The organism is Amycolatopsis sp. NPDC102522 (genome assembly GCF_055584485.1).
Genome location: NZ_JBVJLY010000008.1, coordinates 222,393 through 248,115 on the forward strand (window position 1 = coordinate 222,393; position 25,723 = coordinate 248,115).

At 69.0% G+C, this 25,723-nt stretch carries 25 protein-coding genes; 12 read left to right on the forward strand and 13 right to left on the reverse strand.

The window, feature by feature from the left end; genetic code table 11:
* Nucleotides 1–119: 119 nt before the first annotated feature.
* Genes ACZ6YV_RS21095 through ACZ6YV_RS21110 form a run of 4 tightly spaced genes read right to left on the reverse strand, consistent with a single transcriptional unit; the run spans nucleotide 120 to nucleotide 5,018 of the window.
* Complete coding sequence (locus tag ACZ6YV_RS21095; protein ID WP_465511221.1) at nucleotides 120–1,268, reverse strand: family 2 encapsulin nanocompartment cargo protein terpene cyclase; 1,149 nt, start codon at nucleotides 1,266–1,268, stop codon at nucleotides 120–122.
* 26 nt (nucleotides 1,269–1,294) lie between these two features.
* Entirely contained in the window at nucleotides 1,295–2,158 is an 864-nt protein-coding gene (locus ACZ6YV_RS21100; RefSeq protein ID WP_465511222.1) for a geranyl diphosphate 2-C-methyltransferase, read from the reverse strand.
* A gap of 53 nt (nucleotides 2,159–2,211) precedes the next feature.
* Nucleotides 2,212–3,600 (reverse strand): family 2B encapsulin nanocompartment shell protein, encoded by a 1,389-nt coding sequence (locus ACZ6YV_RS21105; RefSeq protein WP_465511223.1) that lies wholly within the window; start codon nucleotides 3,598–3,600, stop codon nucleotides 2,212–2,214.
* Nucleotides 3,597–5,018, reverse strand: coding sequence for a family 2B encapsulin nanocompartment shell protein (locus ACZ6YV_RS21110; protein WP_465511224.1), 1,422 nt, complete (start codon nucleotides 5,016–5,018; stop codon nucleotides 3,597–3,599). The genes ACZ6YV_RS21105 and ACZ6YV_RS21110 overlap by 4 nt, the downstream gene beginning before the upstream one ends.
* A gap of 496 nt (nucleotides 5,019–5,514) precedes the next feature.
* Here ACZ6YV_RS21110 and cmtR point away from each other — a divergent pair, with 496 nt between their 5' ends.
* The 4 genes from cmtR to ACZ6YV_RS21130 are packed head-to-tail and all read left to right on the forward strand — an operon-like array spanning nucleotide 5,515 to nucleotide 7,594.
* Complete coding sequence (cmtR, locus tag ACZ6YV_RS21115) at nucleotides 5,515–5,853, forward strand: Cd(II)/Pb(II)-sensing metalloregulatory transcriptional regulator CmtR (RefSeq protein WP_465511225.1); 339 nt, start codon at nucleotides 5,515–5,517, stop codon at nucleotides 5,851–5,853.
* Entirely contained in the window at nucleotides 5,850–6,503 is a 654-nt protein-coding gene (locus tag ACZ6YV_RS21120) for a cation efflux transmembrane domain-containing protein (RefSeq protein WP_465511226.1), read from the forward strand. The genes cmtR and ACZ6YV_RS21120 overlap by 4 nt, the downstream gene beginning before the upstream one ends.
* A gap of 10 nt (nucleotides 6,504–6,513) precedes the next feature.
* Nucleotides 6,514–7,125 carry a class I SAM-dependent methyltransferase gene (locus tag ACZ6YV_RS21125; protein ID WP_465511227.1) on the forward strand — a complete coding sequence of 204 codons (612 nt, stop codon included), beginning with the start codon at nucleotides 6,514–6,516 and terminating at the stop codon, nucleotides 7,123–7,125.
* Between the two features lie 43 nt (nucleotides 7,126–7,168).
* Nucleotides 7,169–7,594, forward strand: coding sequence for an LppU/SCO3897 family protein (locus tag ACZ6YV_RS21130; RefSeq protein WP_465511228.1), 426 nt, complete (start codon nucleotides 7,169–7,171; stop codon nucleotides 7,592–7,594).
* Here the strand turns inward: ACZ6YV_RS21130 and ACZ6YV_RS21135 are convergent.
* Nucleotides 7,578–8,174: a TetR/AcrR family transcriptional regulator gene (locus tag ACZ6YV_RS21135; protein WP_465511229.1), complete on the reverse strand. Its 597-nt coding sequence runs from the start codon at nucleotides 8,172–8,174 to the stop codon at nucleotides 7,578–7,580. The two genes, ACZ6YV_RS21130 and ACZ6YV_RS21135, sit on opposite strands and share 17 nt — an antisense overlap.
* A gap of 70 nt (nucleotides 8,175–8,244) precedes the next feature.
* Between ACZ6YV_RS21135 and ACZ6YV_RS21140 the strand changes: the two genes are divergently transcribed.
* Nucleotides 8,245–9,138, forward strand: a complete 894-nt coding sequence (locus ACZ6YV_RS21140; RefSeq protein ID WP_465511230.1) for an NADP-dependent oxidoreductase — start codon at nucleotides 8,245–8,247, stop codon at nucleotides 9,136–9,138.
* Nucleotides 9,139–9,144: 6 nt separating this feature from the next.
* On the opposite strand, the gene rraA is transcribed toward ACZ6YV_RS21140, so the two are convergent.
* The 3 genes from rraA to ACZ6YV_RS21155 are packed head-to-tail and all read right to left on the reverse strand — an operon-like array spanning nucleotide 9,145 to nucleotide 10,812.
* Nucleotides 9,145–9,630, reverse strand: coding sequence for a ribonuclease E activity regulator RraA (gene rraA / locus ACZ6YV_RS21145; RefSeq protein WP_465511231.1), 486 nt, complete (start codon nucleotides 9,628–9,630; stop codon nucleotides 9,145–9,147).
* On the reverse strand, nucleotides 9,627–10,166 hold the full coding sequence (locus tag ACZ6YV_RS21150; RefSeq protein ID WP_465511232.1) for a hypothetical protein: 540 nt from the start codon (nucleotides 10,164–10,166) through the stop codon (nucleotides 9,627–9,629). Before ACZ6YV_RS21150 ends, rraA begins: the two co-directional genes overlap by 4 nt.
* Nucleotides 10,167–10,212: 46 nt before the next feature.
* Nucleotides 10,213–10,812 (reverse strand): TetR/AcrR family transcriptional regulator, encoded by a 600-nt coding sequence (locus tag ACZ6YV_RS21155; protein WP_465511233.1) that lies wholly within the window; start codon nucleotides 10,810–10,812, stop codon nucleotides 10,213–10,215.
* 77 nt (nucleotides 10,813–10,889) lie between these two features.
* Here ACZ6YV_RS21155 and ACZ6YV_RS21160 point away from each other — a divergent pair, with 77 nt between their 5' ends.
* Nucleotides 10,890–11,129, forward strand: coding sequence for a hypothetical protein (locus ACZ6YV_RS21160; RefSeq protein WP_465511234.1), 240 nt, complete (start codon nucleotides 10,890–10,892; stop codon nucleotides 11,127–11,129).
* On the forward strand, nucleotides 11,126–12,016 hold the full coding sequence (locus ACZ6YV_RS21165) for an oxidoreductase (RefSeq protein ID WP_465511235.1): 891 nt from the start codon (nucleotides 11,126–11,128) through the stop codon (nucleotides 12,014–12,016). The genes ACZ6YV_RS21160 and ACZ6YV_RS21165 overlap by 4 nt, the downstream gene beginning before the upstream one ends.
* Here ACZ6YV_RS21165 and ACZ6YV_RS21170 read toward each other — a convergent pair.
* On the reverse strand, nucleotides 12,000–12,620 hold the full coding sequence (locus ACZ6YV_RS21170) for an NAD(P)-dependent oxidoreductase (RefSeq protein ID WP_465511236.1): 621 nt from the start codon (nucleotides 12,618–12,620) through the stop codon (nucleotides 12,000–12,002). The two genes, ACZ6YV_RS21165 and ACZ6YV_RS21170, sit on opposite strands and share 17 nt — an antisense overlap.
* Complete coding sequence (locus tag ACZ6YV_RS21175) at nucleotides 12,617–13,519, reverse strand: EamA family transporter (protein ID WP_465511237.1); 903 nt, start codon at nucleotides 13,517–13,519, stop codon at nucleotides 12,617–12,619. The genes ACZ6YV_RS21170 and ACZ6YV_RS21175 overlap by 4 nt, the downstream gene beginning before the upstream one ends.
* Nucleotides 13,520–13,598: 79 nt before the next feature.
* Between ACZ6YV_RS21175 and ACZ6YV_RS21180 the strand changes: the two genes are divergently transcribed.
* A complete protein-coding gene (locus ACZ6YV_RS21180) occupies nucleotides 13,599–14,480 on the forward strand; it encodes a LysR family transcriptional regulator (protein WP_465511238.1) in 882 nt (293 codons plus the stop codon).
* 199 nt (nucleotides 14,481–14,679) lie between these two features.
* Here ACZ6YV_RS21180 and ACZ6YV_RS21185 read toward each other — a convergent pair whose 3' ends face one another.
* Together ACZ6YV_RS21185 and ACZ6YV_RS21190 are read right to left on the reverse strand one after the other, a co-directional pair.
* Complete coding sequence (locus ACZ6YV_RS21185) at nucleotides 14,680–15,540, reverse strand: NAD(P)-dependent oxidoreductase (protein WP_465511239.1); 861 nt, start codon at nucleotides 15,538–15,540, stop codon at nucleotides 14,680–14,682.
* A 10-nt stretch (nucleotides 15,541–15,550) separates the two neighbouring features.
* Nucleotides 15,551–16,426, reverse strand: coding sequence for an NAD(P)-dependent oxidoreductase (locus ACZ6YV_RS21190; RefSeq protein WP_465511240.1), 876 nt, complete (start codon nucleotides 16,424–16,426; stop codon nucleotides 15,551–15,553).
* 104 nt (nucleotides 16,427–16,530) lie between these two features.
* Between ACZ6YV_RS21190 and ACZ6YV_RS21195 the strand changes: the two genes are divergently transcribed.
* The 4 genes from ACZ6YV_RS21195 (at nucleotide 16,531) to ACZ6YV_RS21210 (ending at nucleotide 23,788) form a co-directional block, all read left to right on the forward strand.
* A complete protein-coding gene (locus ACZ6YV_RS21195; RefSeq protein WP_465511241.1) occupies nucleotides 16,531–19,719 on the forward strand; it encodes an AfsR/SARP family transcriptional regulator in 3,189 nt (1,062 codons plus the stop codon).
* Nucleotides 19,720–19,867: 148 nt separating this feature from the next.
* Nucleotides 19,868–22,441 (forward strand): FtsX-like permease family protein, encoded by a 2,574-nt coding sequence (locus tag ACZ6YV_RS21200; RefSeq protein ID WP_465511242.1) that lies wholly within the window; start codon nucleotides 19,868–19,870, stop codon nucleotides 22,439–22,441.
* Nucleotides 22,434–23,126, forward strand: coding sequence for an ABC transporter ATP-binding protein (locus tag ACZ6YV_RS21205; protein WP_465511243.1), 693 nt, complete (start codon nucleotides 22,434–22,436; stop codon nucleotides 23,124–23,126). Before ACZ6YV_RS21200 ends, ACZ6YV_RS21205 begins: the two co-directional genes overlap by 8 nt.
* A complete protein-coding gene (locus ACZ6YV_RS21210; RefSeq protein ID WP_465511244.1) occupies nucleotides 23,126–23,788 on the forward strand; it encodes an ABC transporter ATP-binding protein in 663 nt (220 codons plus the stop codon). Before ACZ6YV_RS21205 ends, ACZ6YV_RS21210 begins: the two co-directional genes overlap by 1 nt.
* Before the next feature lie 96 nt (nucleotides 23,789–23,884).
* Here ACZ6YV_RS21210 and ACZ6YV_RS21215 read toward each other — a convergent pair whose 3' ends face one another.
* Nucleotides 23,885–25,528, reverse strand: coding sequence for a tannase/feruloyl esterase family alpha/beta hydrolase (locus ACZ6YV_RS21215; protein WP_465511245.1), 1,644 nt, complete (start codon nucleotides 25,526–25,528; stop codon nucleotides 23,885–23,887).
* Between the last annotated feature and the right edge of the window lie 195 nt (nucleotides 25,529–25,723).

Sequence of the window (25,723 nt, forward strand, 5' to 3'; positions counted from 1 at the left end):
GGTCGGCGTGTCCGGTCCGGGTGAGCGAGGGGCTGAAGGGGACTTTCCCCGCATGCGATGAGAGGAAGCGTCCTTCAGCCACCGACACCGTCCACAACACACCAGGTTTGCCTTACCCCTCAATAACCGTCCGTACCACTCACGAGCTTGTACCGCGGACTCGTCGAGTGCCATTCGAACCCGCCGCCCATCCATCCCCGCAATCCACGTAAGAACCGTTGCAGCTCAAGGGAAGGCACAGCGCTCAGCTTCTCGTGCGCCGCCTGGAAGTCCTGGACGACGTCGTTGTGCAACTCGACGGTGATCGCCGTGGCCTCTTCGATCGAGCACTTCCGGTCGTCGGCGATCAGCAGGACCGCGTTGCACGGTGGCGACTCGTCCTCCAGATCTTTGGCGACCGAGTGCACGTCGTTGACGAGCACGGCGGCCGTGCCCGCTTGGATCGCCGCCTCGCGGACCCGCGGGTCGTAGTAGAGGTTCGACGTCAGTTCGTAGCCACCGAGGACGTCGATCAACGTCATCGAGGTGTAGAAGCTGTCGTGCTGCCGGGCCGCCAGGTACTCCCACGCCGGCGGGTATTTCCCGCTGTGGCGCCATGCCGCGTAGGCGCTCCAGCTCACGAACATCGCGAAGGTCGAATAGCAGACGCGGTTGACCTGCGCGGCTGTCCCGTTCTGCCGCAGGTAGTCCGTTCCGGAGTTCAGGGCCACCAGAACCCTGTCCTTCCGCAACGTTTCGTCGAGATCGCGGCTGAATTCGCCCAACGACGGCACCGGGTCCATGGCGGCCATCGCCAGCGCGAGCTTCGGCGGCAGTTCCGCCGGCACCGCGCCGAGTGAGGTGTCGTCGGCGTAGAGGTCGTCGGCCGCCCACCAGGCGGCGTTGAGCTTCGCGGAGATCAGCAGCTTGTCGGGGTCTTCGCAGTCCGGGTGGGCGAGCATGACCAGCCTGCCGAAGCCCGCCTTCCCGATCTGCTCGCACTCCCCCTCGTCGAACCCGCACTCCCCCGCCCACGCGACCAGTCGCCTGTCGACCTCGTCGCCGAGCGGGTCGTTGATCCGTTCGGCGACGGGGACGTACAGCGGCGGCGCCGACCCGTCACCCCACGGCCGGTACGCGTACGCGGGGTCGAGAACGGGCGCCTCCGGCGGCGGAGTCTCCTCCACCGCCGGAGAAACAGCGGTCAGCCGTGCCGCCAGCCGGGCCGCGGACGTACCCAGTCCGCTCGGACCGGCCAGCAGCGTGGCCAGCGCACCGTGTTCCGTCATCACTTCACTCCGGTGGTCTCGCGGGATCAGACGCGGTCCGCGGCGATGAGCAGGTAGTGGAAGCTGCCTTCGCGGTAGGCGTCGAGGAACGGCTTCTCGACCCCGGTCGCCACCGAAGACTTCGCCCGCAGTTCCCAGTACGGGATCGTGTCCGCGGTCAGGTCCACCACCGAGATCGGCACCAGGTCGTTGGCCGTCATCGCCTTGAAGTACTGGCTGCGCGGATGGATGTTGCAGGTGTAGTGCTGGTCGATCTGCGCGACGGCCTTGGACCGGCCACCGGTCACGTCGTTGTAGCACCCGGTGATGGTGACGTAGCGGCCGCCGAACTCCAGCTGTCGCGCGTGCTCGGCGAAGAGCTCGTGGAGGTCCACGTACATGGTGCTTTCGTTGTTCCAGATCGCCTTGCGCGAGCCGGTTTCGAAGCCCGTGTCGAGCATGTTGCGGAAGTGGTAGCGCACCCGGTCGGCGACACCCCTGACGTCCGCCTGGTGGTTGGCGAACTCGACCTGCTTCTCCGAGATCGAGATCCCGTCTACGTGGCAGCCGAAGCGCGCGTTGGCCATGATGCTGGAACCGCCGCGCCCGCAGCCGGCGTCGAGGAGCCGGTCGTCCGGTTTGACGTCGCCGAGATGGTCGAGCAGGACGTCCGCCTGCGCTGTCTCCAGGCGGTGCATTTCGGCGATGATCCGCTCGTCGCGAGTGCCTTCGGGGCCCTCCAACACCGACCAGTCGACCTCGCCCACCCCGTAGTGGTGGTGGTAGAGCCCGTCCACGTCGCCCAGTCGCAGGTTGACCGGGTCCTTCTCCTTGTTCCAGTAGGACGCCACCGACTTCTGGTACTCGGTGCGCAGAACCTTGGCGGGAGCGGGAGTACGGGCGATCGTCACGTGTGTGGTCCTTTCTGGAGCCTTGTTGTTCGTGGTGGTTGCGGGGCGGGGGGTCAACGCGCGACCTCGACGTTCTCCAGGACACCGAGCGCGTCGGGCACGAGCACGGCGGCCGAGTAGTAGGTGCTCACCAGATAGGTGGCGACAGCCTGCTCCGTGATCCCTTCGAAGCGCACGTTCAGGCCCGGTTCGTATTCGTCGGGCAGGCCGGTCTGGTGCAGCCCGATCACGCCGTTGTCCTCCAACCCGGTCCGCATGGCGAGGATCGAGGACGTGCCGTTTTCGGTGATCGGGATCTTGTCGCAGGGCAGCAGCGGGACCCCGCGCCACGCGGCGACCACCTTGCCGTCGACCGTGGTGCCTTCCGGATACAGGTTGCGGCGCGTGCATTCCCTGCCGAAAGCGGCGATCGTGCGCGGATGGGCGAGGAAGAACTTCGTCTTGCGGCGACGGCTGACCAGTTCGTCCATGTCGTCGGGTGTCGGCGGGCCCGTCCGGGTCTGGAACCGCGACTTGAGGTCGGCGTTGTGCAGCAGTCCGAACTCGCGGTTGTTGATCAGGTCGTGTTCCTGCCGCTCCCGAAGCGCCGACACGGTCAGCCGGAGCTGCTCGTCGAACTGGTCCATCGGCCCGTTGTAGAGATCGGTCACCCGCGTGTGCACCCGCAGCGCCGTCTGCGCGACGGCCAAGTCGTACTCGCGCGGCGAGATCTCGTAGTCGACGAACGTGCCCGGCAGCAGCGGCTCGCCGTCGTGCCCGGACGACATCCCGATCTCGGACTCACCCTTGGCGTTCTGCGGCTTTCCCTTGTGTGCCAGCATGTCCTGCACGTGACGGCGCATCGCCTCGGACCGGCCGTTGAGGTCGGCGAAGTCGTCGGCGCGTAGGGTCAGCACGATGACCGGGGTGACGGCCTTGACGGTGAACGGCCAGTTCCGGTCGATGCCGGCGAGCATTTCGTCACCGAAGTGGTCACCGTCGGCCATGCTGCCGATGGTGGCTTCGGCGCCGTACTCGCCCGGCGCCACCTTGGCGACCTTGCCGTGCGCGACCAGCACGACCTCGTCGAGCGGGGAGCCGTGGCTGACGATGGTCTCACCGGGCCGGTATTCGTGCTGCACGAACCGGTCGGCGAGTGCGGTGAGCGTGTCCTCGTCGTCGAAACCCCGCAGCAGCGCCAGTTCCGCGAGTTCCTGCGGGACGACCCGGACCTCGGTGCCGACGTTGGTGAAGCTCACCCGACCGTCGCCGATGGCGTAGGTCAGCCGCCGGTTGACCCGGAAGGTGCCACCGGTCGCTTCGACCCAGGGCAGCATCTTCAGCAGCCAGCGCGGGGTGATGCTCTGCATCTGCGGCGGCGTCTTGGTGGTCGTCGCCAGGTTCCGCGCGGCCGCGGGGCCGAGACTGAGCCGGCGGTCGGCCTCCGGCGTCGTGGCGGTCATCCTTCGCGGCCGAGTTCGGCGGCTTCGAGCACGGCCAGCGCGTCCGGCACGAGCACGGCGGCGGAGTAGTACGTGCTGACGAGGTAGGAGATGATGGCCTGCTCCGAGATCCCCATGAAGCGGACGTTCAACCCGGGCTCGTACTCGTCCGGTAGGCCGATCTGACGCAGGCCGACCACGCCCTGGTTCTTCTCACCGGTGCGCATCAGGAGTACGGAGCTGGTGCTGGTCTGGCTCACCGGGATCTTGTTACACGGCAGGATCGGGACGCCGCGCCAGGACGGCACCTTGTGTCCGCCGAGGTCGGCGCCGGTCGGGTAGATGCCGCGTTTGCTGCACTCGCGGCTGAACGCGGCGATCGTGCGCGGATGCGCGAGGAAGAAGCCGGGTTCCTTCCACACCAGGGCGAGCAGGTCGTCGAAGTCGTCCGGAGTGGGCGGTCCGGTGCGCGTCGCGATGCGCTGGGTGAAGTCGGCGTTGTGGAGCAGGCCGAAGTCCGTGTTGTTGATCATTTCGTGCTCTTGTCGCTCGCGCAGCGCCTCGATGGTCAGGCGGAGCTGCTGCTCGGTCTGGTCCATCGGCTGGTTGTACAGGTCGGACACTCGGCTGTGGACCCGCAGCACGGTCTGGGCGACGCTCAGTTCGTATTCCCGAGGCGAGGTCTCGTAGTCGACGAACGTGCCCGGCAGCAGCGGCTCACCGTCGTGCCCGGAAGAGATGTCGATCTCGGCCTCGCCGAAATCGTTGGCACGCCCGGAGTCCTGCGACGTCTGCTCGATCTGCGCCTGCAGCGATTCCGACTGCTCCAGTACGCGTTCGAAGGCCTGGCGGGTCAGGGTGAGTACGGTGCAGGCGGTGGCCGCCTTGGCCGTGAACTCCCAGATGCCGTCGTCGGCGACGAGGGCCTGCGCGCCGAAGTAGTCACCGTCCTTGACCACGCCCAGCGCGGTCTCGTCACCGTAAGGACCGGGGCCGGTCTTGGTGATCTTGCCGTGCGCGATGAGGTAGACCCGGTCGGCGCGGTGCCCGAATTCGACGAGGACGTCGCCCGCCGCCACTTCCTGCTGTTCGAAACGGCGCGCGAGTTCGGCGAGTACCTCTTCGTCGTCGTAACCCTTGAGCGGTTTCAGTTCTCCCAGTTCCGCCGGGATCACGCTCACTTCGGTGCCCGCCTTCGAGAACGTCACCCGTCCGTCTCCGACGGCGTAATTGAGCCGCCGGTTGACCCGATAGGCACCACCGTTGACCTGAACCCAATCGAGCATCTTCAGCAGCCAGCGGGACGAAATGCCCTGCATCTGCGGAACGGATTTCGTCGTGGTCGCGAGGTTGCGCGCGGCGGCCCGGCCCAAACTCAGCTGCGGATTTTCCGACCCCTGGACACCTTCGGCGGAAGTGCCCGATTCGGTCACGGTCACAGCAAGGTCCACCCTTCGATAGTCACGTGAACAAACAAGATCCACAAACCGCGGCGTGCCGGTCATGCCCCGATGTGCGGCCCCGCAGGGATCAACATAGCAAGGCGTTTTGCCCGCACAAGCGCACTTTCAGGTAATGCAAAAAGGCCACCCGAATGCCGCTTTTTCCATTGCATGAGAAAGCGTTATGCACCATTACTCGGCGCTTTAATACCCGCACACTGTCGGTCCAGCGATTGTGCTGAGGTGTTATGCGGAACCGGCCGAGAACTCCTCGGGGTGCCTGCCGTGCGGCCGTTGGAGTGGCCGGGCAACGTCCTTTCGGGTCACCTCGGCGTCCTTGTTCGACGATGGCTTGACAAACCGCTACCGAACGGAGGGTCGCGCCGGGACACTCCGTCGTGTCAGTGACCCCAGGCGACCGCTCCCCCTCGATGCGCTCGGCTCAATGTCCAGCCCTTGCTGATATGTCAGCGACGGCTGTACTGTCCTGTCCGTGCTGACATGTGAGACCCAAGGTGCCGCGCTCGCCCGGCTGGGTCGTGCCCTCGCCGACCCGAACCGGTGCCGGATCTTGGTCGCTCTGCTCGACGGAGTGAGCTACCCCGGTCAGCTGGCCGGGCAGCTCGGCCTGAGCCGCTCCAATGTGTCCAATCACCTTGCCTGCCTGCGGGGCTGCGGATTGGTCGTCGCCACCTACGAAGGCAGGCAGGTCCGCTACGCGCTGGCAGACGCGCATCTGGCCCGCGCGCTGCGGGAACTGGTTCAGGTCGTGCTCGCCGTCGACACCGCCGAGCCCTGTGTGGACGATGCCGAACTCAAGGTGCTCCGATGAGCGTGGAGAGCAGTTCCTGCGCGGACGGCTGCTGCGCCCCGAAGTCCACGATGGACCCGGATCGCCGCGCCGTGCTGTCGCGCCGGGTCCGGCTCCTGGTCTCCGCGACGATCACCTACAACGTCATCGAAGCGGTCGTCGCCATCTCCGCGGGCACCATCGCCTCCTCGACCGCGCTGATCGGCTTCGGCCTCGACTCGGTCATCGAAGTCGCGTCGGCCACGGCTGTGGCCTGGCAGTTCTCCGGCAAGGACCCCGAAGCCCGTGAGCGCACCGCGCTCAGGGTCATCGCGGTGTCCTTCTTCGCACTGGCCGCCTATGTCTCCGTCGAATCGGTACGCACCCTGTTCGGCGCCGACCCCGCCGAACACTCCACCGTCGGCATCGTGCTGGCGGCGCTCTCCTTGCTGGTGATGCCTTTCCTGTCCCACGCCCAGCGTCGCGCCGGACGGGAACTCGGCTCCGCGAGCGCTGTCGCCGATTCGAAGCAGACCTTGCTCTGCACCTACCTTTCCGGTGTGCTGCTCGTCGGGTTGCTGCTCAACAGCCTCTTCGGCTGGTACTGGGCGGATCCGCTGGTCGCGCTCGTCATCGCCGCCGTCGCGATCAAGGAGGGCCGCGAGGCCTGGCGCGGCGAGCACTGCTGCTGAAAGGAACACCATGACCCGGACAGCGCGATGGAACCGGTACTGGGACGGCAAATCCCAGAACTACGACCGGGAGATGCAGTTCCTCGACCGGAAGCTCTTCGGCGATTCCCGGGCGTGGGCCTGCGGTCAGGCCACCGGCGACGTCCTCGAGGTCGCCGTCGGCACCGGACTGAACCTGCCGCTCTATCCCGACAGCGTCACGCTCACCGGTATCGACCTCAGTGACGGCATGCTCGCCATCGCCCGCGGCCGCGCCGAACGCCTCGGCCACCCGGTGACGCTGCGGCAGGCCGACGCCCACGACCTGTCCTTCGACAACGGTTCGTTCGACACCGTGGTCTGCACCCTCGGACTCTGCGCCATCCCCGACGACGGCAAGGCGTTGCGGGAGATGGCGCGGGTGCTGCGGCCTGGCGGCAGACTCATTCTGCTCGACCACATCGCGAGTTCGTCGCGCGTGGTCCGCGGCCTGCAATGGCTCACCGAAAAGGTCACCGTGCCGATGGCCGGCGAGCACTTCCTCCGGCGCCCGCTCGACAAGATCGGCGACCTCGGCTTGACCGTGGAACGCCGGGAGCGGTTCAAACTCGGGCTGGTGGAACGGCTCGTCGCCCGCAAGTGACCGGTGTCATCGGAATTTCATCGACATCGCCGAGCCTGGTGACGTGACCTCTTCGCAGCAGCCACCGATCTGGCAGCAACACCCCGTCACGCCGCCGAAGAAGGTCCCGAAGACGAGCCTGATCTTCGGTGTCGCGGCCGCCGCTCTCATCGTCAGTGTCGGCGGGATCGCGGTGACCGTGGCACTCGCCACCGGTGGCGGCACCGAAACCGATTCCGGCGTGTTCGCCGCGCAGCCCGGGGATTGCCTCTCGGTCGACGAGAACGCCAAGAGCGACAGCGAGTTCAGCAGCAGCGCCGTCCGGGTCCGCTGTTCGGACGAGGCGGCCAATTACACGGTGATCGCGCACCTTCGGTCCGAAGTCGCCGCGGACTGCAAGGTCGTGACCGGCCACGAGCACGGCAACCCGGTCGTCTACGACCTCGAGCCGGGGTCGGCCAGGGAACTCTGCCTCAGCCCGAAGAACTGACGGCTTGCTGCTGGGCAGCGTCCCAGGCCGCCTCGATCATCCCGAAGATCTCGTCCACCGCGGCCTCCGGATCGGCCGCCTCCCGGCCCAGCGAATAGGCGTCGATCACAAACCTCGCGATCGTTCGGCAGGCCATCGCCGACTGCGGCAGTCCGGGATCGGCGGCGATGGCCGCCGCCAGCGACTCCGCGTGGCGCAGTCTCATCGAGTCTTCGTACTCCCGCAGCACGGGCGATCCGTCGATCATGCGCCAGATCGGGGCGACGCCGTCCGCCGTGCAATGCCGCACCATCGCGTGGATCTCACGACGCAGCGCGGGGATGAGCGGCTCGTGCGGAGCCCTTTCGGCGACCGCCCGCGTGAGACCTTGCTCGAAGTCCGCGTCCTGCCCGAACACCAAGGCTTCTTTCGAAGCGAAGTGGGAGAAGAGCGTGGTGACGGCGACGTCGGCCTCCGCGGCCACCTCACGGATGCCCACCTCGTCGTACCCGCGTTCCAGGAAGAGCCGCAGGGCGGTGTCGGCGATCTTCTGGCGGGTCGCGGCCTTCTTCCGCTCGCGACGCCCGGTCGGCACGGTCATGCGGAGACGCTAGCAGATGCAAAACAACAACAGTTCCAAAACGCTAACCGTTAGTGCTACGGTGGATCGTATGAAACAAGTGATCTTCACCGAGTTCGGCGGTCCGGAAGTCCTGCGGCTGGTCGACGCCGAAGACCCTCACGCGGGGCCTGGTCAGGTGCGCATCGCGGTGAGCGCGGCGGGAGTGAACCCCGTCGACTGGCGGGTCCGCGAAGGCCAGGTCCTGGGCGCCCATCCGACCGCGCTGCCGTCCGGCGTGGGCATCGACGCCGCCGGAGTGGTGGACGAGGTCGGCGAGGGCGTCACCGATGTCGAGGTCGGCGATCGGGTGTTCGGTGAGGGTTCGAACACCTATGCCGAGTTCGCGTTGCTGACGGCCTGGGCCCGGATGCCCGAGGGGCTGACGTTCGAGGAGGCGGCCGGCTACCCCTCCGTGGTCGAGACCGCGCTGCGCCTCATCCGCGAAGTCGGCGCGCGGCCCGGCCGGACGCTGCTGGTCAGCGGCGCGTCCGGCGGAGTCGGATCGGCGGTACTGCAGATCGCCCGCGAACGCGGCATCACGGTGATCGGCACGGCGGGCGCCTCGAACCAGGACTACTTGCGCGGTCTGGGCGCGATCGCCACGACCTACGGCGAGGGCTGGGTGGAACGGGTCCGGCAGCTCGGCCAGGTCGACGTGGCTCTCGACCTGGCGGGGTCAGGCGTGATCGGCGAACTGGTCGAGCTGACCGGGGACCCGGACAAGGTGATCTCCATCGCCGATCTCGGCGCCCCCGAGTTCGGCGTCCGGTTCTCCGGCGTCGCCGGGAGCGTGCCGGACGCGCTGGCCGAGGCCGTCGACCTCATCTCGCGGGGAAAGCTGCACATCCCGGTCGAGAAGTCCTATTCACTCACCGACGCCGCGGCGGCGCACGCCGACAGCCACGCCGGGCACACCCGCGGGCGCCGGGTCATCGTCGTCTGAGCCGGTTCAGGCGGTGGTCGCGGGAAGGATCACGACACCGTCGTCATCGGAGTAGAGCGTGTCGCCGGGAGTGAAGGTCACGCCCCCGAAACCGACCGGGACGTCGACAGCGCCGACGCCCGCCTTGGAACTCTTGCGCGGGTTGGTGCCGAGCGCCTTCACGCCGAGCGGGAGTCCGGCGAGCTCGGCGCTGTCGCGTACCGCGCCGTGGACGACCACACCCGCCCAGCCGTTGTCGACGGCGGATTTCGCGATCATGTCGCCGGTGAGCGCGCTGTGCAGGGAACCGCCGCCGTCGACCACCAGGACGCCGCCTTCGCCTGGGGTGGCCAGCAGCTTCTTGACCAGGCCGTTGTCCTCGTGACAGGAGACCGTCCGGATCGGGCCCGAGAATTTCCGGTGCCCACCGAACTGGCGGAACTGGGTGTCGCAGACGCGTAACCGGTCGCCGTGTTCGTCGACGAGATCGGCGGTGGTGAAGGAATGGATCACGGCGACCGAGTGTAGGTGGCGATCAGCCGGTTTCGCGCCTGCTCGATGAGATCCGCCACACGCCGGGCGTCGGGGATCGCCCGCAGTTCCAGTACCGGCGGCGCCCACGCGCCGCGAAGTTCGTTGGCCCTGACCCGCGAGCGGCCCCAGGCACTGCCGTAGGTGACCGTGCCGACGCCCGTCTCGTTCACCTTCACCGAAGGCGAGTGCTGGAGATACTGGAACCAGACCCACCGGAATTCCGCACCGGCCTGCCAGTTCGTGACGAAGATGATCCGCTGGGTGGTGACCAGGTACGAGAGGGCGAGTTCCCTCGATCGCCGGTCGGTCATACGCTGATAGAGAAAGGCCAGGAAGCCGGCGAACAGGCCGACGAACAGGGCCCAGGTCGGCCTACTGCCCCAAAGGGCGGAGAGGACGACGATCGCCCCGACCACCTCGATCATCTGCGTGTATTCCGGAAACCATTTTCGCGGGCGCAGTGGCGCTCCGGTCCACAACACTTCTTCGCCTTCTTGCAACGGATACGTGTGCATCGAACCCTCCCCCTGATCTACACCGGGAGTACGTCCGTCCAGTCCCTTACGTTGCCTCGGGCGGGAACACGGTTTCCAGCACGTGGGTGAGGATGGCGGCGGGATCCGGCGCGGGGGCGACCGTCTGACGCAGGGCGAGCCCGATCCCCAAGGCGCCCAGCATGACGACGGCCTGATCCAGCGGCATCGCGGGTTCGAGGCCCAGACGCCGGGAGTGCTCGGCGAGCAGGGCCGCCACCTCGTCGTCGTGACGTCGCTGGATGGCGGCGATCAGGGCGGCGGTTTCCGGCTGCTGCGCCGTCGCGGCGAGCACTTCCGCGGCCGCCGCGCTCCACTTCGCCGCGTCCTTGTCCGCCACGTCGGCGGGATTCAGTGCGGCGATCACCTCTTCACGGCTGGTGGCCCGGGCGAGAGCTTCCCGCAAATCCTGGAGATGACCGTCCGCGTCGGCCCCGATGATCGCGAGCCACAACCCTTCCTTGCCGCCGAAGTGCTTGTAGACGGCACCACGGGTGTAACCGGCGTCGGCCGCGATCTCCTCGACCGTCGCCGCCAGGAAACCGCGCCGCAGGAAGACCTGACGCCCGGCGTCGAGCAGGTGGTCGTGGGTGCGTTGCTGCTGCTCGGCCCGCGTCAGCCTGATCATCGCCCGCCCATTCCGTGACCCCACCATTCAGTAACAGTACGTTTCCAGAAACACGACGTTACTGTATCGTCCTGGGCATGGAGTTCTTGGCACCCGTGGCGGCGTTTCTCAGCCTTCCCCTCTTCCTGGCCGGGTTCGCTTGGTACGCAGTACGAGCCCGCAGCCGCGGCGTGAGCCAATCCTTGCTGGCGCCGATCGAGGAGATCTGGGATCCGATCGCGCACAAGACCAACATCGAGATCCAGATCGAAGCCGAACGAAGCCCGGAGACACCCTCACCGGGCGACCCTCCCGAACCTTTTTGGCGGCTGCGATGACGGGCCTGACGGCGGTCGTCACGGGCGCCAACAGCGGACTCGGGTACGAGACCTGCCGGGCGCTGGCGGCTCGCGGCGTTTCCGTCGTCATGGCTTCGCGCGACGAGCGCAGGGTCCTGGCGGCTCGCGATCGGCTGCGTGCCGAGGCCACCGGCGAACTCGAGGTGCTGCGGCTGGACCTGGCGGATCTCGAGTCCGTGCGGGAGTTCGCCGACAAGCTCCTCCGTCGCGATGCGCCGATCGACCTGCTGGTCAACAACGCCGGGATCGGGATGGCGTCGCGTTCCTTGACGGCGCAAGGCTTCGAGTCGCACTTCGGGGTCAACCACCTCGGCCATTTCGCGCTCACGGGACGGCTGCTGCCGCTGCTGCGGCGCGGTACCGGCGCCCGGGTGGTGACTGTCAGCTCGGAGGCGTACCGCCACGGGATCATCGACTTCGACGATCTTGACGGCGAGCGGTCGTACCGGCCGCTCAAGGCCTACCGGCAGTCCAAGCTCGCCAACGTCCTTTTCGGACTCGAGCTGGACCGCCTGCTCCGCGCGGACGAGATGCCGGTGGCGAGTGTGGTGGCACATCCCGGCTTCGCTTCGACGAACCTGCCGTCCTCCAGCGCGGGCGGGATCGGCGGGCTGCTGCTGCGGATCGGCAACGCGCTGGTGGCGCAGCCCGCCGAGCGGGGCGCGTCGAGCCAGCTGCACGCGGCGACCGCGCCGGCGGTCGAAGGCGGCCAGTTCTTCGGGCCGGGCGGCCGCACCGGGATGTTCGGCGACCCGGTGCTGCTCCGGCCCGCCCGCGACGCCACCGACCCGCACACCGCCCGACGGCTGTGGGAGATCTCCGAGAACCGCACCGGCGTCCGGTACGGGTTCAGTATCCGACGGTGAAGTGCCTGTCCCGGCCCGGATTCTCGAGTTCGTCCACGATGGCGACGGCGAGGTCCTCCGCCGAGATCCGGGACGATCCGTCGTCCGCGGCAAGGATGGTCGTCGTCCCCCGCCGGTAGGCGCCGGTCCGGACGCCGGGTTCGAGCATCGCGGCCGGGCTGAGGTACACCCAGTCGCCCGCGTGCGCCTCGCAGGCCTGGAGCTGTGCCGTGCTGGCCGAGGCGATGGTCCGCCACGCCGTCGGCACGAACGCCGGGTCGTCGATGACGAGCCCGCCGGACGGCGAGCGCAACGGCCCGGCACCACCGACGACCAGGACGCGCGTGCCGGCCGCGGCGTCGAGCAGGGCCGTGACGGTGGCGGCGACGGTGTCTTCCGCGCCGGGCGCCGGTCTTGTCGCGCCCACGACGGCGTCGACTCCCCCGAAGACGGCGCTCATCCGGCCGATGTCGGTGACGTCGCCGCGCACGATGTCGACGTCCGGATGCGGCGATTCCGGTGGGGTGCGGCGGAAGACGGCGGTGACGTGGTGGCCGCGGGCGACGGCCTCGGTGACGACACGGGAGCCTGTCATGCCCGACGCTCCGACAACGGCGATCTTCATCGGACGACACTTTCCTTCTTGGCCTTCGGGGTGATCTGGCCCGCGACGATCGAGGCCAGGGCGAGGGCGAAACCGGCGAGCTGGATCAAGCCGAGCGACTGGCCGAGCAGCACGGCGCCGAGTATCGCGGCGACCATCGGCGAGAGCAGGCCGAGGACGGCGACCGAGGTGACCGGCAGGGACGTGATTCCGCGGAACCACAGGACGTACGCGAGCAGGCCACCGATCAGGCCGAGCCAGAGGTAGCCGAGTCCCGCGTTCAGGTCGATCGCGGGCGGCGCGCCTTCGAACAGGAAGGTCACCGGCAGCAGGAACAGTCCGCCCGCGGTGAGCTGCCACGAGGCGAACGCCGTCGGCCCGACGTCGGCCGGGCGTCCCCACCGTTTGGTGAGCGTGACGCCGAGTGCCATGGTCGCGGCGCCCCCGAGTCCGGCGAGGACGCCGACGAGGTCGAAACCGGCCGCGGGTCCGATCACGACCAGCCCGACCCCCACGATCCCGACGATCCCCCAGGCGAACCGCCACGCGGACGGGCTCTGCCGCAGCACGGCCACGGCGAGGATCGCGACCAGGAGCGGCTGGGCGGCGCCGAGGGTGGCGGCGACCCCGCCGGGCAGCCGCTCGGCGGCGAGGAACAGCAGCGGGAAGAACATCCCGATGTTGAGGACGCCGAGCGCGGCGGCCTTCAGCCACCAGGTCCCGCGCGGGAGGGTGCGGGTGATGGCCAGTGCGATCAGGCCCGCGGGCAGGGCGCGCATGAGCCCGGCGAACAGCGGGTGTCCCGGCGGGAGGAGTTCGGTGGTGACCACATAGGTCGTTCCCCAGACCACGGGAGCGAACGCGGTCATCGCGGTGCCGGTGAGCCCGGCGGCGAGTGGTGTGGTCGTCAGTGTTTTCACGCTTCTCAGCTTCGGCGCCGAGGATCGATGAGTCCAACACATGTTTGTCACTTGATCCATCGTGATTCAAGATGGATCCATGGAGCTTCAGCAGATGCGGTACGTCGTGGCGGTGGCGGAGACGAACAGCTTCACGCGCGCCGCGGAACGGTGTCTCGTCGTGCAGTCGGCGCTGAGTCACCAGATCGCGCGGCTGGAACGGGAACTCGGCGCCCGGCTGTTCGACCGCACGAGCCGGCGGGTGCGGCTCACCGCCGCGGGCGAGGCCTTCCTGCCCGCGGCCCGCCAGTGCCTCGACGCCGCCGAACGGGCGGGTTCGGAGGTCGCCGCGGCCGTCGGCGAGATCCGCGGGCGGCTCACCGTCGGTGTCATCCCGACCGTCGCGGCGATCGACGTCCCGGCCGCGCTGCAGACGTTCCGCCACCGGTATCCGCACGTCCGGATCGGGCTGCGGGTCGGGGCGAGCGGACTGCTGGTGGAGCAGGTCAAGGACGGTGCGATCGAGGTCGCGTTCCTCGGCCTGCCGGTGTCCGACCGGCCGGAGGGCGTCGGTACCCGTGAACTGGGGCGTGACGATCTGATCGCCGTCGTCGCGCCCGGTCATCCACTCGCCGGGGAGTCCTCAGTGGACTTAAAGCGACTCTCGTCGGAGGTGTTCGTGGACTTCCCTGTCGGGTCGGCGGGACGAGCCCAGACGGATCAGGCCTTCGCCGCGGCGAAGGTGTCCCGGGAGGTGGCCTTCGAGGTGACGGCCGCCGACTTCATGGCGCGGCTCATCCACCAGGGCCTGGGGGTGGCGCTGCTACCGTCGAAGTACGTGCCGAACCTGACCGGCGTGGTCACCGTGCCGGTGACGGACGCGCCCGCGCGGATCGAACACCTCGTCTGGAACCGCTTCACGGTCACTCCGGCGGCGAAGGCCTTCCTGGAGATACTGGGTGTCGTGAGTGGTGAGGGTTAGAACCAGCCTTGACACTCACAAGTCACCCGTCGCATTTGGTCGGCTGAATGCGGCGCTTCGGGTTCGTAGGGGCCGTGGGCGAATGGTTGCGAAAGCCACTTTCGCAACCCTCGCTACTTCGCCGAATCGCGCCAAGACCAGGGCCTCGTGAGTGGTAAAGACGGTTAGAACCGTCCCAGCCACTCACGAGGCCGGTCGCCTACTTGCGGTCCGCCTTGATGATCTCGAAGAGGCTGGTCCACGAGCTGCGCCCGTGTCCCGCGGCGATCGCCCGGTCGTAGTGCGACTTGACCGCCTCCGGCAGGGCCACGTCGATCCCGGCGTCCCGGCTCGCCTGCACGATGTGGTCGGCGCTCGCGCCCATCATGATCACGTCGGCCTCGTCTCCGGGGTGGTCGCCCTTCTCGATCTGCTCGACCGCGGCTTCCAGGTAGAAGCCCATCATCGCGTAGTTGTCCTTGGCATACGGGACGAACTTCTCCAACGGGACCCCGGCCGAACGCACCAGCGCGCTCGCGTGCATGAACGCCGAGAGCGAGTTCAGGAAGATGTCCAGCTGCGCCTGGTAGAACAGCTGCGCCAGCCGGACGTCCTCGCCGAGGAAGTCCGCGCGCCCGATCAGCGCCAGGGTGTCGCGGTGCTTCTCGAACACGTCGGCAGGACCGCTGTAGAAGACGTACGCCTCGTCCTTGCCCACCAGCTCGGCCGGCACCATCACGCCGCCGGCGATGAACTTCGCGCCGCGGGCCTCGACCCATTCGGCGGCTTCGCGGGTCTTCTCCGGGGTGTCCGAGCTGAGGTTGACGATCACCTTGCCCGCCAACGTTTCCTCGGCCTTGCCGAGGATGTCGTACATCGCCGCGTAGTCGGTGAGGCTCAGCAGCACCAGGTCCGAAGCCGACACCGCGTCCGCCGGAGTCTCGGCGCGCACGGCACCAGCGGCGACAACACCGTCCGCGCGGGCGGCGGTGCGGTTCCAGACGGTCACTCCGTGGCCGTTCTCCAGGAGTACCCGGACCATGGCCTGTCCCATCGGGCCGAGCCCGATCAGTGTGATCATTGTATTTTCCTTACTTCTTGAGGAGTTCGATGACGCCGATCAGGTCTTCGGCGCCGTACCCGGCCGCGACCCGCTTGTCCATCAGCGGCTGCAGCGGGGCGAGCAGTTCGGCGCTGACGCCTTGTTCCGCCGCGGCTTTCGCGAGGTTCGGGTAGCCTGCGGCCTGCATCCCGATGTTCGACACGACGTCGGTCACGTAGTCGCCGTCGTCGATCTGCTCGGCCGCGCGCTCCAGGAAGCCGCTCATGGCATCCATCCAGCCGCGAAGCAGCGGAGCGAACTCCCTTGCCTTGACCCCGGCCGAGCCGACCAGGGCGTAGGCCTGGATGACGCCGATGAAGTGCCCGTACATCCCGCTGAGCAGCGCGAGGTCGTGCAGTGGCGCCAGCCCGGGGTCCGCGCCGAGGTAGTTGACGCCGCCGAAGGTGTCGAGTGCCGTCCGGGCACGGCCCAGGACGGTGCCCGAGCCGCTGTAGAAGATGAACGACGCGGGGGTGCCGATCATCGGCGGGACGGCCATGATGCCGCCGTCCAGGTACTCCGCACCCGATTCCTCGGCCCAGGCGCCCATTTCGCGTGCCTGGCCGGGGGTGCCGTTGGTCAGGTTGATCAGCTGCCGTCCCGCGAGCCCGGCCGCGACCGGGTCCAGGACCTCGTGCACCGAGTCGTAGTCGAGCAGGCAGGCGATCACGATCTCGTTCGCCGCGAGAGCCTCGGACACGGTCGCCGCGACCGTGGCTCCCTTTGCCGCCACGCTCTCGGCGCGGCTCGCGGTCCGGTTCCACACGGTGACCGGATGCCCCGCGGCCAGTAGTGCCTCCACGAGCGCGGTTCCCATCGCGCCCAGCCCCAGTACCGTCACCGGGGTCTTGCCGTGTTCGCTCATGGGACCACCGTGACGCCGCCCGCGCACGGATCGCTGCGGGTCCGCGCACGGCGTCACGCACGGTGCGCACGATCTTGTCGGTGGTCCGCGCTAACGTCGGTTTCGTGCGTTTCGGACTGCTGGGACCACTCGCCGCGTGGACGACCGCGGGCGAGCCCGTCGTCGTGCCCGAGGCGAAGGTCCGTCTCCTGCTGGCCGGGCTGCTGAGCCGGGAGGGCAGGGCCGCGTCGGTGGCGTCGCTGACGGACGATCTGTGGGGCGAGCATCCGCCGGGCAACCCGGGGAACACCCTGCAGACCAAGGTCTCCCAGCTGCGGCGCGCCCTCGAGCGGGCCGAGCCGGGCGCACGGGAGATCGTGACGCATCAACCCGCCGGGTACGTCCTCGCCGTCGAGCCCGGTGATCTGGACGTCCACCGGTTCCGCGCGCTCACCTCCCGTGCCCGGGTCATAGTCGATCCGCGCGCTCGCGCCGCACTGCTGGCGGACGCGCTGGCGTTGTGGCGAGGGCCCGCGTATGCCGGATTCGAGGACGAACCCTTCGCCGTGGCCGCCGCGCAGCGGCTGGAGGAGGAAAGGCTGCTCGCCGAGGAGGAGCGCGCCGAAGCCCGGCTGGCTCTCGGCGAACACGGCGTCCTCACCGGAGAACTGGCCGGTCTGGTCTCCCGGCATCCGCTCAGGGAGCGGCTCCGCGGCCTGCTCATGCGTGCGTTGTACGCCGCCGGGCGGCACAGTGAAGCGCTCGAAACCTACGCCGAGCTGCGGGCCCTCCTCCGTGACGAGTCCGGTCTCGAGCCGGGGCCGGAGCTCGCGGCCCTCCACCAGGCTGTGCTCACCCGGAGCCCGGATCTCGAACCCGTCCGCGCCGCCGAGCCGGTGCGCGGCAACCTGCCGGAGTCGCTGACCGAGCTGATCGGCCGCACGACGGCGGTCAAGGAGGTCGGAGCGCTGGTCACCGACGCGCGGTTGGTCACCCTCACCGGCCCCGGCGGGGTGGGCAAGACCAGGCTCGCCATCGAGGCCGCGTCGAAGCTCGCGATGGCGGACGGCCCTTGGCTGGTCGAGCTGGCGGGCCTGGACAACGTCGAGTGCCCGACGTGCCCGCCGGAGGATCTGGTCGCCGTCGTCCTGACGGCCGTGCTGGATCTCCGCGAGGAGGCCACTTCGGCCAAGACGCTGACGCGGTCGCTGGCAGATGCCTTGCGCGACAAGGAGATCCTGCTCGTCCTGGACAACTGTGAGCAGGTCGTCGAACCGGTAGCGGCGCTGGTGGAGCGGCTGCTCGCGGCGGCGCCTCGTCTGCGTGTGCTCGCCACCAGCCAGGAGGCGCTCGGCCTGCCCGGTGAGCAGGTCTGGGCGGTTCCGCCGCTCGAACTTCCCGAGCAGGCGGATTTCGCCGCCGTACGGGAATCGAGCGCGGTCCGGCTGTTCGCCGCCCGGGCCGCGGCGGCTGCTCCAGGGTTCGCGCTGGACGCCGAGAACGCGGCCGTGGTCGCCCGGATCTGCCGCACGCTCGACGGCATCCCGCTCGCGCTCGAACTCGCCGCCACCCGGGTTCGGACGCTCGGCGTGCACGAACTCCTCGCCCGCCTCGACGACAGGTTCGGCCTCCTGTCCGCGGGCAGGCGGGGCGGACCACGACGTCAGCTGACCCTCCGCGCGATGATCGACTGGAGTTGGAGCCTGCTCAGCGAGCCCGAGCAGATCGTGCTGCGCAGGCTCGCCGTCCACGCCGAGGGCTGCGGGCTGGACGCGGCCGAGTCGGTCTGCGCGGGCGGCGGGATCGCCTCGGCCGACGTCTTGGACCTGCTGTCCCGGCTCATCGACCGGTCGCTGGTGGTCAGCAAGCCGGGCAGGTACGGCGAGTCGCGGTTCCGGCTGCTGGAGTCCGTTTCGGCGTACGCCCTCGAACACGCCGAACAGGCTGGCGAACTCGAAGACCTGCACCTGAGGCACGCCCGTTTCCACGTCGAACTCGCCGAACGCGGCGACGCCGGGTTGCGCGGCAAGGAGCAGCGGCGCTGGCTCGACAGGCTCGACGCCGAAGGCGCCAACACCAGGCGCGCGCTGGAAACACTGTTGCGCCAAGGCGAGCACCGGCTCGCGCTGCGGCTGGTGAACGCGACGACCTGGTTCTGGTTCCTCCGCGGGCGGCTCACCGAGGCCCGGCGCTCGCTGAACCTCGTGCTCGACACCGAGATCACCACCGGAGACGAGCACGCGCAGGCCCTCGGCTGGTGCGCCGGTATCGCCGTGCTCGACGGCACCTGCACCGAGGGCGCGGCGGAGGAAGCCTTATGGGGCATCACCGATCCCGTGGCGCGGGCCCGGATGCTGTGGTTCCTCGGGTACGCGTGGTCCACGATCGGCGACCTGTGCCGAGCGGAGAAGCTCACACTCGGCGCGCTGGAAACCGCCCGCGAAATCGGCGACGACTGGAGTGCCGCCGCCGCGCTGAGCGACAGGGCGAGTCACCTGATCGCCGGCGGCGATCTCACCGGCGGCGGCCGGATCGCCGCCCAGAGCGCCGCGATCTTCGACGGGCTGGGCGAGCGCTGGGGCTGGCTGCAGGCGTCGTTCGTCCTCGGAATGCTGGCTTCGATCGCCGGGGACTACGAGCACGCCGCCCGAGTCCACCGGGAAAGCCTTCGCCGCGCGGAGGAGCTGGAGCTGTGGCCGGAGGTGGCCTACAAACTGTCCTGGCTCGGTCGGACGGCGCTGCTCACCGGCGACTTCGAAGGCGCGAAAGAGTTCCATGAGCGGGCCAGGACGTTGGCCGTCGAGCACAGCTTCAAACCCGGCGAGGTCTACGCCGAAACCGGGCTCGCGCTCGGCGCACGACGCCAGGGCCTGTTCGAGGAGGCGGAGCGGCGGCTGCTGTCCATTCTGGACTGGCATCGCCGGGTGGAGTCCGAAGCGGGCAGCACGCTGATCCTCGCCGAACTCGGGTTCATCGCCGAGCAGCGCGGGGACGCGGCCAAGGCGAAGCGGCTCCACCTGGACGGCTTGGCGATTGCACGTCACGGCGAGGATCCCCGCGCGATCGCCCTCGGCCTGGAGGGCCTGGCCGGAGCGGAAGCGGCCGCCGGCTCGTATCGCCTGGCCGCGCGGCTGCTGGGCGCCGCGGCGGCCTCCCGGGAATCGGCGGGCGCTCCCCTGCCGAAGGCCGAACGCGCCGACGTCGACAGGATCACCGGCGGCATCGTCGAGGCGCTCGGAGAAAACGCATTCTCCGAGGAGAGCGTGGCGGGCGCGGCGGCGCGGATCGATCAATTGGTGACCGACAGTCAATGACCGGGTACCCGCGTCACCACAATGGACCAAGCCTTTACTTCACGTCGACAACAAAGGGTGATTTATTTCTGTCGCCGAGCCGCCCTGACCGGTAGCGTGCGTATCCATGCGGGTGAGGTGGGGGGCTTCCGGCGGGCCCAGGGTGACAATGCCGTGGCGAGCGGCTCCGCGGGCGGCACTGAGCAGCCCTCTGACTTTGATCATCGCCGCGGTGACGGCGTTGCTCGCCTGTTTTCTCGGCACCGCCGCCATCCTGCAGGCCTCGGCCGCGGGCGGCGCGGCTGTCGAATACCAGTCCGGCCTCGCGTGCCCGGACTACTACGGGCCGGTCTTCAGCAAGGACAACGTTCCCACCGAGGTCGCTCCGCAGGTCATCGACTCGGTGCGCCGGAACGCTCCGGCGCACGGTTTCGGCGCACCGGTCACCTCCCGCTATACGCCGTACCTCCTCGGCACCGAGTTCAACGGCGTCCCCTACTACAAGGTCACCGTCGCCCACCGGGACCAGGCGGTTCCGGGCCACGTCGAACTGGCCGACGGGACGGCGGGTGCCGGCGGGCTTTTGCTCGGCACCGTCGTGGCCAAGGCGGAGGGGATCAAAAGCGGGGTCATCCCGAAGTTCCAGGGCGCCCCGCTCCCTCCGGTGACCGGGCTGTACCGCGACCTTTCCGACCCGGCGCCGCGCTGGTGGTGCTCGCAGCAGCGGAACGCCGTCGTCAGCAGGCTCGCCAACGACCCGCTCGACTCGGTCATGTTCGCCACCGACGGCAAGACGTTCGACGACGCGGTCCGCGACTTGGGTGTCCCGAAGCTCGCCGCGCTGCACATGTCGTTCTACGAGACTCCTCCCAAGTCCATCAGCGAGGCCGAGGATCTGCTCGAACGGTCGAAGGCGCTCATCGCCGACGTCAAAGCGGATCTGGGCGCCCGTGGTCTCGGAGACGCGATCATCGGATCGCTGCCGTTCGAGCGTTCGGTGGAGATCAGCAACCAGGCCGAATCGAATGTCCTGATCTCGATCCTGCCGCTCGCGGCCATCAGCATCCTGGTCGGCTGCGCCGGGATCGGCACCGTCGCGTTGCAGTGGTACCAGCGTCGGCACCCTCAGTTGCGGCTGCTCTCCGCCCGCGGGAGCGCGCCGGGAGCGCTCGGGCTGCTCGCCGTGGCCGAACTCGGGCTGCCCATCGTCGCCGGTGGCGCGGCGGGCGCTGTGCTCGCTCGACTGTTACTGGGGGTCTACGGGCCACCGGGTGAGCTGGGCGACGGGGCGCTGCTGGCGGGGTCGCTCGTCGCGGCCACGATCCTGCTCGTTTCGCTCGCGCTGCTGGCCGGCGTGATCGCCGTCCGCACTCACCGGGAGTTCGAACTCGGCAGGGTCAAGGCCGGACGACGCAAGGGAACGAAGCTGCTGGCGATCTTCCCGTGGGAGTTGCTGACCGCCGGCGTCGCTCTGCTCGGCTGGACCCGGCTCGTCGACTACGGCAAGGCTTCCCGGATCGGCAACCCACTCCCCCAGGTCGATCCGCTCGCACTCACCTATCCGGTGTTCGTCGTGCTCACCGTCGGTCTCCTCGCCGCGCGGCTGGCCTGGCTCGGTTTGCTCGCCTCGCATCGTGCGCGGCTGTGGTCCCGGCCGGCGCTGCAGCTGGCGATCCGGCGACTCGCCAGCGCCCGCGCGCCGGTGACCGGTGTCCTCGTGATCGGCACCCTGGCGATCGGGACCCTGGCGACCGGCATCGGCATCGCCCGCGGCCAGGAAGAGGCGCTGCAGACGAAGTCGGCCATCTTCGTCGGGGGCGAGACCAGGGTCGACACCGAAAGCATCGTCGGCACCGGGAAGGTCACGCTCCCCGCCGGGATCACCGGGAACACCACGATCGTCGGTGAGCTGACCGGCACCGGCAATGTCGTGCTGGTCGTGGATCCGCACACCTTCCGGCGCGGCACCACGCTCGGCCCGCTCGACGGCGACGAGGTCGACAGGTTGCTGAGCGGCCTGTCGGGCGCCGGCCCCGGTATCCCGGCGATCCGGGTCGGGAACGCCGCGAAATCGACGCTGGCGGCCGGTCTTCCCGAGGCGAGGGCGATCGGCGAGTTGCCGATGTTCCCGATCATCGGCACCAAGGCCGGGTACGTGATCTCCCGCGACTCGCTCAGCGCCGCGCAGCTGACCGCCGTGCCCAAGTGGAGTGTGCTGTCCGGGTCGTCGATGACCCAGGTGACCGAGGCGCTGGCCTCGGTGGGGGTGGTCACGGCGGTCAACCGTGTCACCCGTGAGTCCGCGCTCGACGCGCTTCCGTTCTACGTCGTGTCCTGGACGTTCTCGTTCATGGCGCTGCTCGGTGCCGTGCTCGGCGTGGTGGCGGTGCTTTCGCTGCTGGTCGCGGTCGAAGTCCGCCGTCGGCAGAACGCGCTGGCGGGCGCCTTGGTGCTGCGGATGGGGATGCGGCCGCGCGCGCTGCTGGCGAGCCATCTGATGGAACTGGGCGCGCTCAGCGGACTCGCGGTGGTCATCGGCGTCGTCTGCGGCATTTCGGTCGCGGGTCTTTCGGTGCCGCGCTTCGACCCGGCGACGTTCCTCGCGCCGCGGTCGGCCTTGCCCGACCCGACCCCGCTCGCCCTGACCGTACTGGCCGTCGGCGTGCTCGTCGTGGCGCTGGCAGGCTGGATCGCGATGCGCTCGGTGCGCACCGCCCGGACCGCGGAGCTGATCCGTGCCTGAGAAACCCATCTTCCGGCTGAGCGGGATCGGCGTCGACTACCAGACACCGGCCGGCACAGTCACCGGCGTCGACGACGTCACCATCGACATCCCCGCACGCGGGATCACCGTGCTGGCGGGGCCGTCCGGTTCCGGCAAGTCCACCCTGTTGCGGACGCTCGGCCTGTTCGAGCAGCCCGTCCGGGGCACGATCGCCTTCCAGGGAACGGAAACCGGCAAGCTGCGGCATCGCGACCGGCGGGCGCTGCGGCGGAACCACCTCGGCCTGGTGTTCCAGAACCCGACCGACAACCTGCTCGCGTATCTGAGCGTCGCCGACAATCTCCGTGCGGCGGCGGAGTCGGCCGGGACGGAGTGCCTGCCCGACGACATCCTCGATCAGCTGGGTCTGGGCGGGACCGGTTCCTGGCGGATCTCCGCGCTTTCGGGCGGGCAGCAGCAGCGCCTCGCGTTCGGCTGCACCCTGGCCCGCCGCTCGACCGTCGTCCTCGCCGACGAGCCGACGTCCCAATTGGACGAAGGTTCGGCCGATCTGGTGCTCGACACGCTGAAGTACCTGGCGGGCCAGGATTTCGCCGTCATCGTCGCCTCGCACGACGACCGGCTCATCGAACTCGGCAACCGTGTCGCGCGGATGCACAAAGGCAGGCTTGAAAAAGTCGAAGAACGGGAGGTCGTGCCGTGATGGCGGAACCCGCCCTCGAGGCCGTCGGGCTGCGCCGCCGGTTCCCCCATCCCAGCGGGGACGTCGAAGTCCTGCGCGGGCTCGAACTGCGCGTGGCCGCGGGAGAACTGGTCACCGTGTCCGGCCGGTCCGGCTCCGGCAAGAGCGCGCTGCTGGCGCTGCTGTGCGGTTTCGACTCACCCGATTCCGGCAGCGTCCTCCTGGACGGCGTCCCGATCGCGGGCGCGCCGGCGTGGCACACCTGCGCCGTCCTGCCGCAGGCACTCGGCCTCGCGAACGAACTCACGATCGCGGAGAACGTGGCGCTGCCGTTGCGGCTCCGGTCCGACATCCCCAAGCCGAGCGCGAAGGACATCCACGCGCGGGTTTCGGAACTGCTGGAGGAACTCGGGATCGGTGACCTCGGCGACCGCTATCCGCTCGAAGTCTCGTTCGGGCAGCAGCAGCGGGTCGCGCTCGCCAGGGCGGTCAGTGGGCGGCCCCGGGTCCTGCTCACCGACGAACCGACGGCCCACCTGGACGCCGGGAGCACGCCGCGGGTGCTCCGGTTGCTGCGGCGCTGCGCCGAGGAGGGCGCCGCGGTCATCGTGGCGACGCACGACGACGACGTGCACCGGATCGCGGATCGGCGGGTCCAACTACTGGACGGCGTTCTCTCGTAGCCCACGGGGCGCCTTCGGGTGTCATGAAAGGGTCGTTCAGGACACTTTTCGTCCTGAACGACCCTTTCATGACACCTTGGCCGCAGCCGAAGCGCGCTACGGAGCGACCGGACCTGCCTTGCCGTACAGGTCGTTTCCGGCCCAGCTCACGAGATCCTGCGAAGGCCGCGAAGGCGGAACGGGCACGAAGTTCGCGGCGTCGTCGACGCTGCCGGTGCCGTCGTACTTGGCCTGCAGCGGGTACGGGAACACCGGCCGGGTGCGGAAGACCTTGCCGTCGGCGTCACGGCCGGTGGCGATGGTCTTGTCCGGTGCGGTGCCGCGCTCGACCCAGGAGACCAGTTCCTTCAGCGGGTCGTACTCGGTCAGCTTGTCGCCGGTGCCGCAGTGGTACATCCCGGGCACCATGAACAGCCGCGCCCAATCCTGCGTCGCGGCATAGCCGCCGTTGGCGCGGGTGAGCCGCTGGTAGTAGTCGAGCGTGCCCGCGGCGGGGATCGCCTGGTCGGCCCAGCCGTGCCAGATCACGAGTTTCCCGCCCGCGCGCCGGAATTCGCGCAGGTCGGTCGACATCGCGTTGGAGCGGATGCCTTCCGGGGTCAGCTTGTCGAATTCCCTTGCGGTGAAGGCGAACTTGTCGACCGACGAATGCGGTGTGCCGATCGGGTAAGCCATGTACTTCAGGTAGTTGTCGGCGAGTGCCCGCGCGAACGGGACGCCGCCGAACTCGGGTGCCGGGATGGTCCAGCCGTACCAGGACAGTTCGGAGCCGACGGTCTGGCCGCCCGGGTAGAGCTTGCGGCCGCGTTCGTCGGTCGGCGGCGCGTAGATCTTCTTCGTGGCTTCGACCTGGGCCGCGGTGAGGCAGCCCAGGTTGTCGGTGCCTGTCGGGCAGGCGATGGTGGCCGGGTCGAAGCGGCAGGTGCGCGGGTCGTCGATGGCGCCGTCACCCAGTCCGTCCGCCTTGTCGCAAGAGGACAGTGCGGCGGCGTGCAGTGCCGGGAGTTTGTCCCCGGTCAGGATGGGTTTGCCGTCGGCGCCGGTGTTCACCTTGGCGAGCCAGGTCTGGTAGACGCCGAGCAGCGGGTCCCAGTAGCCGGCGGGTGCGCCGGCGACGATACCGTCGAAGTCGTGCGGGTAGCGCTGCGCCAGCAGGAGTGCCTCGCGGCCGCCGTCGGAACAGCCGCTGAAGTAGGAATTCCTCGGCGGAGCGCCATAGAACGCCGTGATGAGCCGTTTGGACGCCTTCGACACGACGTGCGGCGCCCGGAAGGCGAAGTCGTCGCGGGCGGCCTGGTCGTTCGCGGCCCACTTTCCGTCGTCGAAGACGAGCGGGGTCGTGCCGACGTGGCCGTCGTCGGTGGCCGCGACAGCGACGTCGCCACCGTGCGGCAAGCCGCAGTCGGTGAACGGCGGAGGGGTGACGGCGCCGCAGAACCCGCCGCAGCCGAACTGCAGATAGCGGCCCGCGTAGGTCTTGGTCGGCAGCCGCAGCTGGAACCGCACCGCCGGTTCGACGTAGCCGTGGACGTCGCAGTTCTCCGGTTCGGTCGCCGTCGCCGGCACCACGGTCGCGGTCTCGACATGCGTGACAGCGCTGGGAAGATCGTAGGTCCGCACCAGGTCGGCGCAGGTGCGCACCGGGCGGAAGGTCGTTTCACCGGCGGTGGCCGCCGGTGCCGTGAGTATCGAGCCTGCCGTGATGAGCGCCGCCACGCCGAGCATGGACAACCGCCGCATTTCCCCACCCCAGTTTCCCTGATCGACTTTCAGTCGGATTCATTCACCCTGGCCCGGCCCCCGGAGGTTGTCCACCACGTTTCGGGAGCGCTCGCAAGGGCATCCGGGTTGTCCAGTTCGGGTCAGGTTTGTCCGGGTGTCTTGACATCGATGTCACACCCGAGTTCTTCTCTCTTGGCGCCACCGGTCCCCCGC

Coding starts and splice junctions, on each gene's coding strand:
- ACZ6YV_RS21125 (WP_465511227.1), top strand. CDS start 6,514: ATGACCCGGACAGCGCGATGGAACCGGTACTGGGACGGCAAATCCCAG.
- ACZ6YV_RS21120 (WP_465511226.1), top strand. CDS start 5,850: ATGAGCGTGGAGAGCAGTTCCTGCGCGGACGGCTGCTGCGCCCCGAAG.
- ACZ6YV_RS21160 (WP_465511234.1), top strand. CDS start 10,890: ATGGAGTTCTTGGCACCCGTGGCGGCGTTTCTCAGCCTTCCCCTCTTC.
- ACZ6YV_RS21215 (WP_465511245.1), bottom strand. CDS start 25,528: ATGCGGCGGTTGTCCATGCTCGGCGTGGCGGCGCTCATCACGGCAGGC.
- ACZ6YV_RS21135 (WP_465511229.1), bottom strand. CDS start 8,174: ATGACCGTGCCGACCGGGCGTCGCGAGCGGAAGAAGGCCGCGACCCGC.
- ACZ6YV_RS21210 (WP_465511244.1), top strand. CDS start 23,126: ATGGCGGAACCCGCCCTCGAGGCCGTCGGGCTGCGCCGCCGGTTCCCC.
- ACZ6YV_RS21180 (WP_465511238.1), top strand. CDS start 13,599: ATGGAGCTTCAGCAGATGCGGTACGTCGTGGCGGTGGCGGAGACGAAC.
- ACZ6YV_RS21155 (WP_465511233.1), bottom strand. CDS start 10,812: ATGATCAGGCTGACGCGGGCCGAGCAGCAGCAACGCACCCACGACCAC.
- ACZ6YV_RS21165 (WP_465511235.1), top strand. CDS start 11,126: ATGACGGGCCTGACGGCGGTCGTCACGGGCGCCAACAGCGGACTCGGG.
- ACZ6YV_RS21185 (WP_465511239.1), bottom strand. CDS start 15,540: ATGATCACACTGATCGGGCTCGGCCCGATGGGACAGGCCATGGTCCGG.
- ACZ6YV_RS21170 (WP_465511236.1), bottom strand. CDS start 12,620: ATGAAGATCGCCGTTGTCGGAGCGTCGGGCATGACAGGCTCCCGTGTC.
- ACZ6YV_RS21105 (WP_465511223.1), bottom strand. CDS start 3,600: ATGACCGCCACGACGCCGGAGGCCGACCGCCGGCTCAGTCTCGGCCCC.
- ACZ6YV_RS21190 (WP_465511240.1), bottom strand. CDS start 16,426: ATGAGCGAACACGGCAAGACCCCGGTGACGGTACTGGGGCTGGGCGCG.
- ACZ6YV_RS21095 (WP_465511221.1), bottom strand. CDS start 1,268: ATGACGGAACACGGTGCGCTGGCCACGCTGCTGGCCGGTCCGAGCGGA.
- ACZ6YV_RS21200 (WP_465511242.1), top strand. CDS start 19,868: ATGCCGTGGCGAGCGGCTCCGCGGGCGGCACTGAGCAGCCCTCTGACT.
- ACZ6YV_RS21150 (WP_465511232.1), bottom strand. CDS start 10,166: ATGCACACGTATCCGTTGCAAGAAGGCGAAGAAGTGTTGTGGACCGGA.
- ACZ6YV_RS21140 (WP_465511230.1), top strand. CDS start 8,245: ATGAAACAAGTGATCTTCACCGAGTTCGGCGGTCCGGAAGTCCTGCGG.